The organism is Aliishimia ponticola, from assembly GCF_004803475.1.
Classification (GTDB): domain Bacteria; phylum Pseudomonadota; class Alphaproteobacteria; order Rhodobacterales; family Rhodobacteraceae; genus Aliishimia; species Aliishimia ponticola.
In genome coordinates, this window is the sequence record NZ_SRKY01000003.1 from 559,077 (window position 1) to 574,571 (window position 15,495).

Consider the following 15,495-nt stretch of genomic DNA (forward strand, 5'->3'; position numbering starts at 1 on the left):
GGGCACACTTCACCTCATGGTCCGGACATGAACGATACCACCAATATGAAACCGAAGGGGCAGCGCATTGCGCTGTTCCTGGCTTTTGCGCTGGTGCTGGTGGGGATGGTGAACACCCTGCCGGAAATTCCGGGGCTTCAGGCTTGGGCGCGCGAGATCACCGGCATACCGTTTCTGCGGATATCGGGATTTCCACAGGAGTTCTTCTTCCCGCCGCTATTCGTTCTGATGATGGTGATCGTCGCGTTGGATGCGAGCCTGCACCGTTCTTGGCGCGTATCCCGCCCCAAAAGGGCATGGCTTGGCGCGGCGTTGGATATCGGGCTTGTGGTCGCGGCCCTGCTGGGCGCGCTTGGGTTCTGGATCGAAATCGATTCCGTTTGCCTGATCGACCAGATCACTGGAGAGCGCGCAAGACTGATCGCAGATGCGCTGGAACGGTCCGAAGGGCTGATCCCCGGTATCACGCTTGAGGCCGAAGTGCCCGCCTGTCAGGCGCGGCTGGGTATCTGGGCTTTGCCGCTGCTGTTCACGATCATCCTTCTGTTTTTCCTTTATAACATACGGGTTTGGGGTCTGCCGCTGGTGATCGTGGCCAGCGTTGTCGTGCTTTATACCGTCGTCACGGCGCTGATCTGGGTATTCGGCCTGAGCGACAACAACTTTTTCCTGACCAAGCTAGGCGCGGATGGCGGCGATGCCATGGCGGCTGCGGTGCAAAAGGCGACCAACGTCTTCATCACGCCCGATGGTTTCATGGGCCGGTTCATGGAGATCATTATCAATCAGGTCTTCCCCTATGTGGTGCTGGGCGCGCTGTTCGGCTCCTCTGCGGGGGGGACGTCCTTGATCAAACTGGCGGTACGGGTGACGCGCAACCTGCGGGGCGGCCCTGCCCACGCGGCAATCGTGTCTTCCGCCATGTTTGGCACCATCACCGGGGGGCCGGTCACGAATGTCCTGTCCACCGGCAGGCTCACCATCCCGATGATGCGCCGCAACGGGTTTTCTCCGCAATTCGCGGGCGGGGTTGAGGCGGCGGCTTCGTCCGGCGGTCAGATCATGCCACCGGTCATGGGCATCGCGGCTTTTGTCCTCGTGGCGCTGACGGCCGTGCCCTACACAAAGGTCATCACAGCGGCCTTCATTCCCGCCATCGCGTTCTTCTTTTCGATCTTTCTGGCGGTCATGTTCCAAGCGCGGCGGGAAAAGGTCGAGCCGATGCGCGACATTCCCGACGACCTGATCATGGGGCGACAGGATTGGCGCAATCTTTGGATCATCTTCCTGCCCATTCTGGCGATCCTGTTTCTTTTGCTGGGCAACAAGGATGCCATCGGACAAAGCTGGCTTGCCGCCCTGCTGCCGCAGGTGCTTGTGCAAACCATCGTCAATGCCGCTGGGGATGCGGTCTCTGCAGGGTGGTGGGCCGTCGCGATCCTGCTTCCGCTGATGTTTCTTGACCCCGAAACGCGGGCAAAACCAAGCAAGGTTCTGGTGGCACTTGGCGAGGGCGGGATTCTTATCTCGCGCCTCTTCCTGCTGTTGTTCGCGGTGTCGATCATTGCAGCCTTCCTGAATGAAAGCGGCCTGACCGGCGAACTGACCCGCGCGGTCACGTCATGGCTGGCGCAGGTTTCCTCTGTGCATGTGTTCGGGTTCGAAATCCGAATTGTCGGCGGCGTCTACCTGATGGTGGCGCTGATCAGCGCAATGGTCTGCGCCATCCTTCTGGGCATGGGGATGCCCACGGTCCCGGCCTATGTGAACGTGGCGTTGCTGCTTGGCCCGCTGCTTGCGCAGCTGGGCGTCAGCTTCTTCACCGCGAACATGTTCGTGTTCTATTTCGCCGTGGCCTCGGCCATCACCCCGCCTGTCGCTGTGGCGGCCTTTGCGGCGGCCTCCATCACGCGGACCGAGCCGATGCGCACGGCGATTTCCGCCGTCCGGGTCGGCATCGTGATGTTTACGATCCCCTTCGTTTTCGCATGGTATCCGGAACTTCTGCTGATCCCCGAGGCGGTCACGATCACCGACGAAGCTGGACGGCGTGTGCTGATGGACGGGTATACTGGGCAGACCGATTACGGCGCGCTGGCCGTCTTGCTGTGCCGCCTGCTGATCGCGCTTTACCTGATCGCCTCGGCCTTGGCCCGCTTCGATCAGGCGACGCTCAAGCCTTGGGAAATCATGCTCCGCCTTCTTGCTGCCATTCTGGTGCTGTGGAAGGCCCCGCTTGTCTTCATCGCAGGCGGCGCGCTTGCCATCCTGCTGGTCGCGGCGCATGGCTTTCAGGCCTCCAGGGCGGGCAAGCAATTACCGTCGAGCGGCTGATGTGGCATCTATGACTTCGGGTAGTGACACGGGCGGGCCATAGCGCCCCAGCACCGATTTGCGCGCCGTGGATGATGGCCCGTCAGCCCAGATAGATTTGCCCGGCCGGGTATTTCACCTTTGGGACGCTGCGGGTGGCGAGGAAAAAGCCGATTGCCAGCGGCCCCACCCTGCCGACAAACATGATCGTCATGATGATGCCGCGCCCGATACCATCAAGATCGCCCGTCATCCCGCGCGACAGGCCCACTGTGCCGAAGGCCGATGTCACTTCGAACGCCAGATCGATGAACAGGCCATCGTGATTGATCGCCAACACGAAGATCCCGGTCAGGACGAGCAGCATGGAAATGGTGGTCAGCGCGAGCACCTTCATGACCTCATCCACGCCCAAGGACCGGCCAAAGGCGTGCAAGGTCGTCTGACGCCGAAAGAAGGCGACCGTTGCCAGCAGCAGGACGCATAGCGTGGTGACCTTGATCCCCCCGGCGGTCGAGGTGCTGCCACCGCCGACCAACATCAGCGTCATGGTCAACATCGACGTGCTGTCATGCATCCCACCGGTATTGATCGTGTTGAACCCGGCGGTGCGCGGCGTGGTGCCTTGGAACCAGCTGGCCCACAATTTCTCGACGGTGCTGAGAGGGCCCAGAGTCTCGGGGTTTTGCCATTCCAAAAGGCCGAACATCACGCTGCCCCACAGGATCAGAACGGCGGTCCCGGCCAGCATCAACTTGGAATGCAGGGTCAGTTTACGCCAGTTGCGCGTTTTGTAGACGTCGCCCACAACGATAAAGCCAAGCCCGCCCAGAATGAACAACGCCGGGATCACCAGATTGATGATCGGGTTCCCGACCCATTGGGACAGGCTGTCGGGATGCAGGGCAAATCCGGCATTGTTGAAGGCTGAAATCGAATGGAAGATCGCTTGCCACAGACCGGCCCAGCCGAATTCCGGAACGAAGACGAGGGCCAGCAGCGCAGCACCGACGGTTTCGCAGGCGACGGCGATAATCAGGATCATGCGCGCGATATAGGACAGGTTCGACAGGGAGGTCTGGTTCAGGTCTTCGCGCAGGACCAATCGCTGCGGCATTCCGACCGGGATGCCCAGCGCCCCCAGCAGCAGCACGGCAAACGTCATCAGGCCAAGCCCGCCAAGCTGAATCAGCGCCGCAATGACCCCTTGGCCAAAGCCGGTAAAGGCCGCCCCGGTATCGGCAAGCACCAGACCGGTGACGGTCACGGCGGATGTCGAGGTGAACAGCGCCTCCCCCAGACCGATATCACCGTGATGCGAAATCGGCAGCCACAGCAAAATCGCGCCCAGAATGATGAACGCCATGTAATACAGGGACAACAGCGCAGGCGGCGGCATCCGCAGGGTCTTTTTCCGCCTGAGGACTTTCCGGAATGGCGCCACCATGGTCAGAGGCTGGCCGCGAAGCTGTGCAAATCCTTGCGTTGACCCAGCAGCAGAAGCAGATCATCGCGCTGCAAACTGCACTCTGCCCCGTCTTGCCCGATGAATTCGGTGCCCCGCATGACGCCGATGCAACGAAGATTGTAGGACTTGCCATGCGGCAACTCGCTAAGACTGCGGCCTTCGAGGCTGTCGGGGATGCGGAAGTTCACAACGTGGTAGCCGTTGCCAAGGCTCACATAGTCCCGCATCAGCGGGTTGTTCAGGATCTGCGCAATATGCTGGCCGATCTCGACCTCGGGGTGGACGATCCTGTCCACGCCAAGTTTCTTCAAAATTCGGTGGTGGGTCTTGGTCGTGGCCTTGGCCCAAACGGTCTGCACGCCGACAAGCTTGAGGTTCATCGCCGACAGGATGCTGGCCTCAAGATCCGAACCCATCGCGACCACGGCGGTATCGCAGTCACCAAACCCAGCATCACGCAGCGCCGCATCGTCACGGGCGTCCACGATCATGGCTTGCGACAATGTATCTGCAAGAGCGGCGACGCGGGCTTCGGAGATATCGATGCCGATGACATGGTTGCCAAAACGCTGCAAATCCTTGGCAACAGAGCTGCCGAAATTGCCCAGACCAACAACGCCAAAGGTGCGTTTTTTGTTTTTCGACAAGTTATTGCCCGTCCACACTGACCATCGCAAACCATTGCCGCAACGCAGAACGATGTCAACATCAGCCAAAACCAGCCAGACAATCGCCAGATCACGGCATGGAGAGGCGCTGAAACGCTGTCCCAATTTAAAGGCGACGTCGAAGCACCACGTGCTCTCATGCAGACTTGAACGGTTGATAGTTGTGAAGACCGCTGACCGAAAGATTCTTTCTATTCGGGCTTCTCTGAATACCGCCCGATAAGGAAGACCTGAACAAAACGGGTCTTTCGCCCGTTCACACAGAAGATGTTGAATCAACTAATGCAGATGATACGCTCATCAATCTTGCATCTGAAATGGTCTGTCGATTTACTGCATGAATACGGATCAATTTCGCGAAACTTTGCATTAGAAATACAAAATCAAGTTGCAGAAAACCACAACAAAGTGTTTCATCACTGCAATTCCAAAAGCCATTTATACGAAAAAGACAGCAAAAATAAATTTCTAGCCGACCCGGGCAGCAAATCAAGACAGAGCGCAACATACAGCCACCCTGTTCTACCAACTCACTCGGCAGCCACACCCAGTCGGGAAGAATAGATATCGCCAATTTTCAAAGGAATATGATTCCATGTCTGAAAAGGTCACAATCTCAATTGCTTTATTTCTGGCGGGCGTCATCGTCGGTGCCTATGTTGTGGTCTTCGCTTTTCAAAGTCCCTGCTCGCTTCCGCTTTGACCCTGCGTTATAGCGAAATGAACAGCCCCAACCGGCCATTATCCGGTTGTAAGTCACTGTGACATGAACCACTGTCTCAGAAGGTCAAGAGTGGGGAACGTTATGCGCATTTCGAAGATACTCGGCTGGAGCTACGCCGCACTTCTATCAGCCGCTGCCAGCGCCGCCTTTGCCCAACAAGATGTCAAAGGCAGCAGCGATCACCCGCTTTTGACACGCTATCCCGGCTTCACGATCAGCAAATACGCATCCGTAGAATTCGACAAAGCGGAAATCATGGTTGGTCCGGCTTTTGTCGACGAAAACAACAAACGACAGCTTGATCTAATGAGCGTCGAGGGTGCCGTGACCAATATCAAGTATTCCTATGGCGGCGAAGATGTCTCCACCTATGCGCTTTTTGCAAATTACCGCAAAGCGTTGGAAGCTATGGACGCGGACATCATCTTTTCCTGCGAAGGCCCGGATGAATGCGGAATGCACGGTGTTTTCATCAACAATATGGTGAACGACAAACCCGCAGCCTATCGCGGGTTTCGGGTCAATATTCCCGAAGATTTTGCGATCCTCACTGGCACGGTCAGCAACAGCGAAACTTTTGCGCACATTATGATTGCCCTTGGCACGCATCCCGGCACCGGTCGCCGCTATGTCAATCAATCCATCATCACTTCTGCGGCGCTTGAGACTGACAAACTTGGCATTGGCAGCTTGGGCGACCTGACCAAGGGTTTGGAGGATACCGGATCGATTGTGCTGGATGGTGTTCTGTTTGACTTCGATACGGCCGATCTCAAATCGGAATCCGAACCGGTTCTGAGCGTTCTGCGGGAATTTCTTGTGACGTCCCCAGATGTCAGCGTCTTTATCGTCGGCCACAGCGACGACACTGGGGCGTATGAGTATAATGTTGAGCTTTCCCAAAGAAGAGCCTCTGCCGTAGTGGCCGATCTGGTCGCGCGCGGGATTCCCGAAGCGCGGATGAAAGCCATCGGAATTGGCCCTGTGTCCCCTGTTGCGAAAAACGATACGCCGGAAGGCCAGGCGCTGAACCGCCGTGTCGAGATGGTCGTGCAATAGAGCCTGCCAAGCTTAGACGCTTGCTGGCGGATAGGGTGCAGATGGCTCACCCCGGGTCCCCGCCCTCTGTCATAGCCTGCTTCCGGCCCAGAAACGCGCATGGACAGCGCCGCTGCCGCGCTGCCCTATGGGATAGGTTCGCGGCGCGGCCAAAGCGACCGGTCGGCTCAAGTTCCGCCGATGCGCCTATAGACCTCCAGCGCGGCGGCAAGATCCTGCACGATCAGCCCATGCGACTTATACGCTGTGATCTGCTCAGCCGAGCTGCGACCGGCCTTCGTTTCGTTCAGCACTTCTCCGATCTCGGTGATCGGGTAGTCATCGCCAATAACGCCGGCCTTTTTGGCATCGATGATCTCGCCTGACTCCCGGGCTGAGCTTTCGCGCGCATCGGTAAACATCGACACGCGCGCAACCGCAGTATCGTCAACCTCGCGGCTATCCGCCAGGCTGGCGCCGACAAGGTTGATGTGTTGCCCCGGCTGCAGCAAGTCCCCCGGCAAAAAGGCGGCTTTTGAAGCCGTCGTGGTGTGGATCACATCCGCACCGTCCAGCGCCGGCGCGATATCCCGAAAGACCGCGATCTGACTCTGGTATTGTCCGAAGGTGGCGCGCAGACTTTCCGCCGCCTCGGCCCGGCGGGCCCAGATACGCACCATCGCGTCCGGGAAACAGGCAAGTGACGCGCGCAAATGCCATTCGGCCTGCTCCCCTGCCCCGCAAATCGTGACCACCTTGGGGTCTGGCCGCGCCAGCGCTTGAGTGGCCAGCATGGACATAACCGCCGTGCGCATGGCGGTAATCATGTCCGCGTCGAAGCTCGCCAACGGTCGTCCATTGGTGCTGTCGAACAGCACAACGAAGCCTTGGTGGCTCGACAATCCCTGTGCGGGAGCACCGGGAAAAAGGCTCAGGATTTTTGCTCCGTGAATCGCGGGTTGCGTCAGCCCGCCATACATCACCCCCATGCGCCCTGCGCTGTTCACCGGCGCCGCGAAACGGGGGGGATGTGTTGCGCGGCCTTCGGATACGGAAATCATGGCCGATTTCAGCGGCGCAATCAGATCCGGCAAAGGAAGCGCCGCGCGGATGTCCGCCGCCGAAAAGAAAGATGGGTGGCTCATGAGGTTCGATCCCGTGACGTGAGGTCGGCAAGCGAATGCAGAATGATCACGCAGCAACAAAGCGGGACAACAAATCCCACCAGCGCCATGTTCACCCCAAGACCCGGCGAGGTGCGATTGCTGCTGCGCCATAGGAAGCCGCGTTCAAAGTTCATATCCGGGCCGAAGAACGCATAGTAGAGAACCGGGGCGAGAAATATCAGAACGGTCGCCAACCTCAGACCGGATGACAGAACGCGCCGCGGCTGGCTGGCGTCTTCCGCTACGGTGACGACGGTGGGATCAAGGCGTCGCTTGAAGGCGCAGGTCGCCCCCAGCAGCCCACCCCAGACCATCAGGTAGCGTGCCAGTTCTTCCGTCCAGGTGAAGGGGTGATCGAACCCGTACCGCGCCCAGATTTGCAGCAGCACGATCAGGACCATGCCCACAAGGGCCGATTTCGCGACGAAGAGGCAAACACGGTCCACGCCCGTGCTTGCCTTTGCAAGTGCTCTCACTGGCGCGTCGCCTCTGCCAAGGCGCGAAAGGCGTCGACGGCCTCCGGCGGCATCAGCACGTCCCACGCCGCCTCGCTGCGCGTTTTGAAATCCTCCAGCGCTGCGTCATCAAGCGAAGAGACCGTTACGCCGCTTTTCTTCAGCCCCGCGATTTCGTTTTCCGCAGCCTTGGCCGTCCAGACACGGTTGTTGGCGTTGGCCTTCGCAACGGCCGCATCCACGATCTTCTGCGTTGCATCGTCAAGGCCCGCGTACCAGTCGGCGGACATCAGCGCCGACCGAAACGGCGTGCCCGCGCCAAGATCGGTGTAGTGGGTCAGAAACTCGGTATGGCGGAAGATCAGCGCCACGACCGGCGGGTTGAAGTAGCCGTCCACGATACCTTGCTGCACCGCGCCTGCGAATTCCGGCATATCGACGACGACACCTTGCACGCCCCATTGCTGGAAAAGCTCGATCTGGCTGGCATCGATCGCCCGCAACCGCACCCCATCAAGGTCGGCAACACTTGTCACCGGCTTGGCGGAATTGAAGACGCCCATAGTGCCGCCCAGACCTGTCAGCGCCGCAATCCGGATGCCCTGCGCTTCCATTGAAGCACGGATGCCATTCATCAGCTCGCTTTCGGTGTCCTGCGTGGCGCGAAAGAAATGGTCCATGTCGTCAAACATGTAAGGCGCCACGAAACCCAGAACGGTTTCATCCACTTCCTTAATCATCACGAAATTGGTCAGCCCGAATTGCAGCAAACCCTGGCTGAGCTGGTCCACCACTTCGGGGTCTTTGCCCAATGCGCCGCCGGTAAAGACTGTGGCCTCTAGCCCCGCGTCGCGCAGGCTGGTGGCCAGGTCTTCGGCATAGACCCAGTCAGCGCAGGCATCCACCGGCGGGCAACCCACCGAAATCTTGATTTCCTCGGCCAGTGCGGGCGCTGCCGTCAGCAACGCTGCGGCCATGGTGATCAGTGTCTTTTTCATTGTCTTTCTCGCAGGTTGAAAAGGTTATCGGATAAGACCCAGCGCGCGCGGCAGGGCCAGGGTAATTTCGGGCAGCAGGATCAGCAGGATCAGCAGGACGAGTTGCACCATCAGGAAGGGCAGTATGGCGAGGCTCAGTCGCAGGTAGTTCACGCCGCTGGCGGTGGATATGACCATCAAGCACCCGCCAAATGGCGGTGAGATCAGGCCGAGCGTCAGGTTCAGACAACTGACAACGCCCACATGTACCGGATCGGCCCCGCCCGCGATGGCCGCCGGGATCAGCACAGGCACCAGCAACACAAGCGCCATGGAGACATCCATCACCATCCCCGCAAGGAACATGATGCCGCTGGCCAGCAGGAAATAGGAGGTGTTGTTCAGCCCCGCCGATTGCACCCAAGAGGCGATCTGTTCAGGCACCTGCAACAGACCCATCAGATAGCCGAACACAGCAGCCGCGAAGAGGATCATAAAGATCGACCCGGTCAGCATCACCGTCCGTTCCACGGATTCGGATGTCAGGCGTGTTGTCTTGCGCAGGGCAGTACCGACGCTGTTGCGATCCATCATCGCGTAGGCGAATACCAGAACCAGCGTGATCGCAACGGCGATGCCCGCCGCTTCGGTCGGTGTGACCAGACCAAAGACAATGCCCGCAACGATCGTGACCGGAATCAACAGCGCTGGCAGTGCGCGCAGAACAGTCGGCCCCACAGGCGGCAGGCTTTCACGGGTGCCGCCCGGATGATCGTCGCGCCGTGCGATCCAGAAGTTGTAGCCGCACAGAAACACCGCCATCAGCAATCCGGGCACGATCCCCCCCGCAAACAGCGCCGCCACCGAGACATTCATCAACGCCCCGTAAAAGATCATCACGATGCTGGGCGGAATGATGGGGCCGATGACGCAGCTGGCGGCGGTCAGGGCGGCGGCAAAGTCCTTCCGATACCCTTTTTCGGCCATTGCGGGCACCAGGGTATTGGTGGTCGCCGCCGCATCCGCAACGGCAGAGCCAGAGATACCGGCCAGAAAGACGCTTGAGGCAACGTTCACATAGCCCAGCCCGCCCTTCAGTCGCCCCACGATCAGCATGGCAAGGTCGATCAAAACCCGTGTCACGCCGCCTTTGGTCATGGTTTCGCCCGCCAGGATGAATAGCGGCATGGCCAGGAAGGTGAACACGTCAATCTGACTGAAGATACGCTGCGGCAGGATGCCCAGATAGGCGGCGTGATCGCTGATCACAAAGGCGAGCACCGCAGCCGCACCGGCGACATAGCTGATCGCGACGCCCGAAAGCACCGCAACCAACGCAAAGATGAAAAGCAAAAGCCAGACCATAGAAACTCCTTGAAGGAAGCATAGTTTTCCGATACGAAAAATGTCAACAAATTTTCTTATTGGAAAAATCAGGTAGCACTCCCATGGCCAGCAAGAACTCGGAAACATCTGCGCATGATCATCGGACCGCCTTCGGAGACCGGGTTCAACAGCTGCGAAAGTCGCAAAACCTGACGTTGCTGCAGGTATCGCAGGCAAGCGGGCTGGCTGTTTCCACGATCTCCAAGATCGAAAACTCGCATCTATCGCCCACCTATGACGTCATGCTCAAGCTGAGCGCCGGGCTCGGGACCGAGCTTGTTTCACTATTGGAAAATTCCCCGACGCTGGCACCGAAACCGGCAAGCTCCGGGCGATTGGCGGTGTCGCGCGCAGGTGAATTGTCAAAATTCGACGCCGGGCCCTACACCTACGAGCCGATCGCGACCCAACTCAAGAACACGCTGATCGACGCGACCTTTGTGACGGTAACGGCGCGGGATGTGACCGAATTCGAAGACCCCATTCGCCATGCGGGCGAGGAACTGGTGGTTGTCATTTCCGGCGCGGTTGAATTGCACAGCGACCTTTACGAACCCATCCGCCTGAACGCTGGAGATAGCGTCTATTACGACGCAGGCATGGCACATGCCTATATCTCGGTCAGCAAAGAGGACGCACGCATCCTCAACATCGTGTCGGGCGCCTCCATGAAAGGACTACTGAATGCTGAATAGGGAAGAATGGACCCGTCTGGACCTTGTCGGACTTGCAGAGCTTGCCCAGTCGGGCGCCGTTTCGCGCCGCGAGATCCTGCAAACCGCCATCAGGGAAATCGAACGCCTGAACCCCGCCTTGAACGCCGTGAACGTCACGCAGTTCGAACAGGCGCTGGATCGTGCGGATGACGCCCCGGATTCCGCACGCTTTGCCGGGCTGCCCTATCTGGTCAAAGACCTACACGCCCCGGTCAAGGGTCTGCCGCTGTCCAACGGCAGCGCGCGGTTCAAAGGGACGGTGTTCGATTTCGATTCAACCACGGTGTCGCGCCTGCGCGGTAGTGGCCTTCGGTTTCTGGGCCGCACGGCCTCGCCAGAGTTCGGCCTGTCGCTTGCCACGGAAAGCGAAGCGTGGGGCATCACCCGAAACCCGTGGAACCGTGATCGGGGTGCGGGAGGCTCAAGCGGCGGATCTGCTTCGGCTGTGGCGTCGGGGATGCTTCCTGCCGCCCATGCAACGGACAGCGCGGGATCGATCCGCATTCCGGCGGCTTTCAACGGGTTGGTCGGGTTCAAACCCACCCGCGCGCTGAACGCCTTCGGACCGCATCGCGGCGATCCGAATTTCGGGATGAGCCATGAGCACGCCGTGTCCCGTACCGTGCGCGATTCCGCGGCCCTGCTTGATATCACCGCAGGTCCGGATGCCGGATGCCCCTATTTCACCGCCAAGCCTGACCAGCCGTTTGAGACATTGATCCAGACGCCGCCCGGACAACTGAAGATCGGTTTCGTGACAACGCAGTTTCACGGCGATGCGGTCCATCCGGAAAGCCGGAAAGCCGTGGAAGCGACAGCCAAAACGCTGCAAGACCTTGGCCACATCGTGACACCTGCCATGCCGCAATTCAATAGCCTGCTGCTGACCAACACGATGATCCGGCTGCTGATGGGCTCACTCGCTGGTCTGTTCGTCGGCACCCCGATGGGACAGGACACAGAGCTTGAAGGTTTCCAAGAAATCACCAAGCAGGCGATCCGGTTTTCACAGGAAACAACGCTGGGCGAGCACCTGCAAAGAGCGGCGATCATCAATGAACAGGTCCGCGCCCTTGCGCAATATTTCAACACCTACGATGTGCTGCTGACCCCGGCCACAAATGGCCCCGCGCCGGAACATGGTGTTCTGCGGATGGACCAGGGCGCGTTGGATGATTTTCTGGACCGGCTGTTCGCGATCAGCCCTTTCAGCGCCACCTTTAACGCCTCTGGTCAGCCAGCGATCAGCTTGCCGGTACATCAAACCGCCGATCACATGCCGGTTGGGATTCAGTTTGTCGGCAGGTTTGCCGAGGATGCCACGCTTTTGCAGCTGTCAGCGCAACTTGAAGCCGCCAGCGATTGGAACACACTCGCGCCAGATCCGGACATGTCGGCGGCGTGAGGAAAAGCAGAGGCTATCAAAGCTAGAGCAATCCTGTTCACGCCGCCGCTGGCGCGCCCCCGGCGCGCATCCGATCAACTTGGCGATTGTCGAGGTCGAAGCGCTTGGCAAAGCCCGATAAGGAACAAGCCATCTGGTGTTCATCCGGATGGCCAAACTCTTTTCGATGGATGGGTCAGATGATCTTACGCAGGACCTTGCCAACCGTGTGTTGATAGTGACGCATGGGAAGATTGAACAAGAAGGATGCGTTCAGCTTCGGCTCGGCGTCTCTGACCAGTCCCTTTACCGCTGGCTGTCCGGCCCTTAACCATGGCGCCCTCGCGTGCGTTCCTTGCATCGGCCAATGAAACGGCGGGATACGCCTCGAAGGACAGCCGCTTTTCACGACCTTCAAACCGATACTTCAAACGCCAGAGTAGCGATCCTGTCTTTGTTACCTCGACATAAAGGCCACCAGAGTCGCTAACCTTGTAAGTCTTCTCCTTGGGCTTGAGGTTCCGAAGCTTCGCATCGCTCAAAGGTATTGGGTGCATCCTGAAATCAACCAATCCGACCATGCCCCCAATCCTGCCCCCAAAGTGGGGGCATTTGGCTGGACGCGGAAAACCTCCATCGGACAACCGGAAGCACAAAAGCCCTGTTTTTGTGGGCTTTATCATATGTAGCTGTTTGTCTTCGGATGTTGAAGTGGTGCCCGGGGGCGGAATCGAACCACCGACACGAGGATTTTCAATCCACTGCTCTACCCCTGAGCTACCCGGGCACGGGTGATCGAACACGATCAGGGTGGCGGCGTTCTAGGCGGTGACGGCGGGGGGTGCAAGCCTATTTTTGCCTCTATGTCAGTGTTTCCACTCTTGTGGGTCTTCGGGCGCAACTTGGTCCTCTGGCGGCTCCTCGGTTTCAACGCGGTAGGAGCCGGTCATCCAACGCCCCAGATCCAGATCAGCGCAGCGTTTGGAGCAAAAGGGGCGATAGGTCTGGTCGCTGTCTTTTTCGCAGATTGGGCAGGGCATTTCACGCACATCTCCTTGGTATCAATACACTTCCCTAGCAATTCCAAGTCCGACCTGCCAGTTGCGCGGGGCATTCAGGCCACTCCAGCGACGTGCAGCGCGCGCGGGACATCCTACTGCAGCCCACGGCGTTGGGTATGTCGATATCTATCTCGTGCACGGGGTGAAGCTATCTGCCAAGGCGCCCTGGATGGCTGCTCCCAAGGCCAGAGCAACACAGATATACCGGGGAACAAAACGCACGGCCAACCTCACAAATTCAGCGGCAGCCTTGCACGTTTGCGGTTCAGTTCGAAATGGCCCATCTGGGTCCATCCGACCAGCGCCGTTTCCACATCATCCCCGCGCAGCGCCGCGCGCAGAACGGATTCGAGCCCCTTGCGGTCTTTCTTTGGCATGGGTGCGAAATCCACCACGACCTGCCCACCCAGACCGCGCACCCGCAGCGCACGCGGCAAGGCGCGCGCGGCAGCGATATTGGCTTTTTGCCCGGCGGCCGGAGAGGTATCGCCGCCTGTGTTCACATCGACCGCAATAAAGGCGCGGGTCGGTTCCACCGCCATAGAGGCGCCACCGGACAAGCGAATATCCGTCTTGCGCGCTTGCGCCAGCCACTCGGACAAATCGCCTTCGCGGACCGTATCGCACTGCCAGTCCCGCCAGGCCAATTCCTGCGGACCAGTGCCTTCGGACAGCTTTTCAATTCCGGCGCCATCATCATTCAGCACCGCCTGCGCGAGTTCGACCATCGCATCCACGTCCTCTGCGATGTCATCGGGGTCCGCCCCTGAACAGGCGGAGCGCAGGATCACGCCGAAGCCGCTGGCTTCGGCCAATTCGGTTTCAGCCGCGGCGCGGATATTCAGACGCTCTTCCTCGTCCTTGATGCTGCGCGAGATATTCATGCCCGGCGCATCCGGCGTGACGATGGCATAGCGGCTTTTGAACAGCAGCTTCGCGGTCAGCGGAATGGCCTTGCCCTCATCGGCATAGCCGGACACTTGCACCAGCAGAAAATCACCCGGCGCAAACCCTTTGGCCCCGCGCAGGAATCCACTGCCATCAGGGGTGTCAAAGAACATGCCACCCTGCCCTTTCACCGGGCGCGTGGCCTTGGCGCGGTAAATGGTGCCTGGGCGTGGCGCGTCGCCATCCACCAGCAGATCGTCGAGCTCACCGTCCACGATCAGCGCCGCGGCGTCACGTCCATCGACCTGTCCCAGAATGACTTCACGACCCTTCATGCGATCCCTTTCAGGCCAGCTGCACGCAGCAGGTTGGCAGTCTCTGTCAGTGGTAGTCCAACGATTCCGGTGAATGAGCCGGAAATCCACGGGATAAACGCCCCCGCCGGCCCCTGAATGCCATAGCCGCCCGCCTTGCCGCGCCAGTCTTCGCTGGCGATATAGGCGTCACGTTCGCTGTGCGTCAGTTGTTTCACGCGCACCGTGCTGACCACGTCGCGTTGCCACAGCTTGTCACCCCGCCGTACGCAGACTGCGGTGATAACCCGGTGCCGACGGCCGGAAAGCAGATCCAGAAACGCCGCTGCTTCGGCGGCATCGGCGGGCTTGCCCAGAATGCGCCGCCCCAAGGCAACGGTCGTATCGGCGCATAGCACGATATCATCCGGCCCAGCGGTGACGGCCTGCACCTTTTCACGGGCAATCCGGCAGCAATAGGGACGCGGCAATTCGGCCTTGTGCGGGTCTTCGTCAATATCAGGCGGGCGCACGTCATCGGGCACAACACCAAGCTGCGCCAGCAGGTCCAGCCGCCTTGGGCTGCCAGAGCCGAGAATGAGTTTCGGGCTGTCTGTCATGCAATTGCCCCAACACACGTCATTTGGCAGACGGAGTCGGCTTTGGCGAAGGCTGCGCCCGGCGTGGGCAGAGCCTTCGACTTGAGCTTACTTGAAGCGGTAATTGATCCGACCCTTGGTCAGATCATAAGGCGTCATTTCGACTTGAACTTTGTCGCCTGCCAGAACCCGGATACGGTTCTTGCGCATCTTTCCTGCCGTGTGCGCGATGATTTCATGGCCGTTTTCCAGCTCGACCCTGAATGTCGCGTTCGGCAGGAGTTCCTTTACGACACCAGGAAATTCGAGCAGTTCTTCCTTGGCCATGGTCTCTCCTTCGTTGCACATCCACCCGATAT

At 59.3% G+C, this 15,495-nt stretch carries 15 protein-coding genes and 1 tRNA gene; 4 read left to right on the forward strand and 12 right to left on the reverse strand.

Annotation, left to right across the window (positions count from 1 at the left end):
* Positions 1-27 precede the first annotated feature (27 nt).
* Positions 28-2,334, forward strand: a complete 2,307-nt coding sequence (locus E4Z66_RS13865; RefSeq protein WP_136463608.1) for a TRAP transporter permease — start codon at positions 28-30, stop codon at positions 2,332-2,334.
* An 82-nt stretch (positions 2,335-2,416) separates the two neighbouring features.
* Here E4Z66_RS13865 and E4Z66_RS13870 read toward each other — a convergent pair whose 3' ends face one another.
* Positions 2,417-3,712 carry a TrkH family potassium uptake protein gene (locus tag E4Z66_RS13870; RefSeq protein WP_211097156.1) on the reverse strand — a complete coding sequence of 432 codons (1,296 nt, stop codon included), beginning with the start codon at positions 3,710-3,712 and terminating at the stop codon, positions 2,417-2,419.
* A 50-nt stretch (positions 3,713-3,762) separates the two neighbouring features.
* Positions 3,763-4,428 (reverse strand): potassium channel family protein, encoded by a 666-nt coding sequence (locus tag E4Z66_RS13875; RefSeq protein ID WP_136463609.1) that lies wholly within the window; start codon positions 4,426-4,428, stop codon positions 3,763-3,765.
* A gap of 826 nt (positions 4,429-5,254) precedes the next feature.
* Between E4Z66_RS13875 and E4Z66_RS13880 the strand changes: the two genes are divergently transcribed.
* The gene (locus E4Z66_RS13880; protein WP_168797804.1) at positions 5,255-6,232 is read left to right on the forward strand and encodes an OmpA family protein; all 978 of its coding nucleotides are present in this window, start codon (positions 5,255-5,257) and stop codon (positions 6,230-6,232) included.
* 167 nt (positions 6,233-6,399) lie between these two features.
* Here E4Z66_RS13880 and E4Z66_RS13885 read toward each other — a convergent pair whose 3' ends face one another.
* From E4Z66_RS13885 to E4Z66_RS13900, 4 genes are read right to left on the reverse strand one after another with little or no spacing between them, the layout of a single operon-like run.
* Positions 6,400-7,356, reverse strand: coding sequence for an ornithine cyclodeaminase family protein (locus tag E4Z66_RS13885; RefSeq protein WP_136463611.1), 957 nt, complete (start codon positions 7,354-7,356; stop codon positions 6,400-6,402).
* On the reverse strand, positions 7,353-7,853 hold the full coding sequence (locus E4Z66_RS13890; RefSeq protein WP_246036031.1) for a TRAP transporter small permease: 501 nt from the start codon (positions 7,851-7,853) through the stop codon (positions 7,353-7,355). Before E4Z66_RS13890 ends, E4Z66_RS13885 begins: the two co-directional genes overlap by 4 nt.
* Positions 7,850-8,830: a TRAP transporter substrate-binding protein gene (locus tag E4Z66_RS13895; RefSeq protein ID WP_136463612.1), complete on the reverse strand. Its 981-nt coding sequence runs from the start codon at positions 8,828-8,830 to the stop codon at positions 7,850-7,852. The genes E4Z66_RS13890 and E4Z66_RS13895 overlap by 4 nt, the downstream gene beginning before the upstream one ends.
* A 24-nt stretch (positions 8,831-8,854) precedes the next feature.
* A complete protein-coding gene (locus E4Z66_RS13900) occupies positions 8,855-10,174 on the reverse strand; it encodes a TRAP transporter large permease (RefSeq protein WP_136463613.1) in 1,320 nt (439 codons plus the stop codon).
* Positions 10,175-10,257: 83 nt separating this feature from the next.
* Here E4Z66_RS13900 and E4Z66_RS13905 point away from each other — a divergent pair, with 83 nt between their 5' ends.
* Together E4Z66_RS13905 and E4Z66_RS13910 are read left to right on the forward strand one after the other, a co-directional pair.
* Positions 10,258-10,890, forward strand: a complete 633-nt coding sequence (locus E4Z66_RS13905) for a helix-turn-helix domain-containing protein (protein WP_136463614.1) — start codon at positions 10,258-10,260, stop codon at positions 10,888-10,890.
* Complete coding sequence (locus E4Z66_RS13910; protein WP_136463615.1) at positions 10,880-12,316, forward strand: amidase; 1,437 nt, start codon at positions 10,880-10,882, stop codon at positions 12,314-12,316. Before E4Z66_RS13905 ends, E4Z66_RS13910 begins: the two co-directional genes overlap by 11 nt.
* A gap of 185 nt (positions 12,317-12,501) precedes the next feature.
* Here E4Z66_RS13910 and E4Z66_RS13915 read toward each other — a convergent pair whose 3' ends face one another.
* From E4Z66_RS13915 to infA, 6 genes are all read right to left on the reverse strand, one after another.
* On the reverse strand, positions 12,502-12,876 hold the full coding sequence (locus tag E4Z66_RS13915) for an Arm DNA-binding domain-containing protein (protein WP_168797805.1): 375 nt from the start codon (positions 12,874-12,876) through the stop codon (positions 12,502-12,504).
* Positions 12,877-13,007: 131 nt separating this feature from the next.
* Positions 13,008-13,082: transfer RNA gene (locus tag E4Z66_RS13920), tRNA-Phe, on the reverse strand.
* A gap of 79 nt (positions 13,083-13,161) precedes the next feature.
* A complete protein-coding gene (locus tag E4Z66_RS13925) occupies positions 13,162-13,335 on the reverse strand; it encodes a DNA gyrase inhibitor YacG (protein WP_136463617.1) in 174 nt (57 codons plus the stop codon).
* A gap of 251 nt (positions 13,336-13,586) precedes the next feature.
* Positions 13,587-14,579 carry a ribonuclease E/G gene (locus tag E4Z66_RS13930; RefSeq protein ID WP_136463618.1) on the reverse strand — a complete coding sequence of 331 codons (993 nt, stop codon included), beginning with the start codon at positions 14,577-14,579 and terminating at the stop codon, positions 13,587-13,589.
* Positions 14,576-15,157, reverse strand: coding sequence for a Maf family protein (locus tag E4Z66_RS13935; protein WP_136463619.1), 582 nt, complete (start codon positions 15,155-15,157; stop codon positions 14,576-14,578). Before E4Z66_RS13935 ends, E4Z66_RS13930 begins: the two co-directional genes overlap by 4 nt.
* A gap of 87 nt (positions 15,158-15,244) precedes the next feature.
* Entirely contained in the window at positions 15,245-15,463 is a 219-nt protein-coding gene (gene infA / locus E4Z66_RS13940) for a translation initiation factor IF-1 (RefSeq protein WP_007205486.1), read from the reverse strand.
* Between the last annotated feature and the right edge of the window lie 32 nt (positions 15,464-15,495).

Excerpts from the sequence above, each read along its gene's own strand:
- E4Z66_RS13865 (WP_136463608.1), top strand. The coding sequence starts at position 28 with ATGAACGATACCACCAATATGAAACCGAAGGGGCAGCGCATTGCGCTG.
- E4Z66_RS13870 (WP_211097156.1), bottom strand. The coding sequence starts at position 3,712 with ATGCCGCCGCCTGCGCTGTTGTCCCTGTATTACATGGCGTTCATCATT.
- E4Z66_RS13880 (WP_168797804.1), top strand. The coding sequence starts at position 5,255 with ATGCGCATTTCGAAGATACTCGGCTGGAGCTACGCCGCACTTCTATCA.
- E4Z66_RS13885 (WP_136463611.1), bottom strand. The coding sequence starts at position 7,356 with ATGAGCCACCCATCTTTCTTTTCGGCGGCGGACATCCGCGCGGCGCTT.
- E4Z66_RS13895 (WP_136463612.1), bottom strand. The coding sequence starts at position 8,830 with ATGAAAAAGACACTGATCACCATGGCCGCAGCGTTGCTGACGGCAGCG.
- E4Z66_RS13900 (WP_136463613.1), bottom strand. The coding sequence starts at position 10,174 with ATGGTCTGGCTTTTGCTTTTCATCTTTGCGTTGGTTGCGGTGCTTTCG.
- E4Z66_RS13905 (WP_136463614.1), top strand. The coding sequence starts at position 10,258 with ATGGCCAGCAAGAACTCGGAAACATCTGCGCATGATCATCGGACCGCC.
- E4Z66_RS13910 (WP_136463615.1), top strand. The coding sequence starts at position 10,880 with ATGCTGAATAGGGAAGAATGGACCCGTCTGGACCTTGTCGGACTTGCA.
- E4Z66_RS13915 (WP_168797805.1), bottom strand. The coding sequence starts at position 12,876 with ATGGTCGGATTGGTTGATTTCAGGATGCACCCAATACCTTTGAGCGAT.
- E4Z66_RS13925 (WP_136463617.1), bottom strand. The coding sequence starts at position 13,335 with ATGCCCTGCCCAATCTGCGAAAAAGACAGCGACCAGACCTATCGCCCC.
- E4Z66_RS13930 (WP_136463618.1), bottom strand. The coding sequence starts at position 14,579 with ATGAAGGGTCGTGAAGTCATTCTGGGACAGGTCGATGGACGTGACGCC.
- E4Z66_RS13935 (WP_136463619.1), bottom strand. The coding sequence starts at position 15,157 with ATGACAGACAGCCCGAAACTCATTCTCGGCTCTGGCAGCCCAAGGCGG.
- infA (WP_007205486.1), bottom strand. The coding sequence starts at position 15,463 with ATGGCCAAGGAAGAACTGCTCGAATTTCCTGGTGTCGTAAAGGAACTC.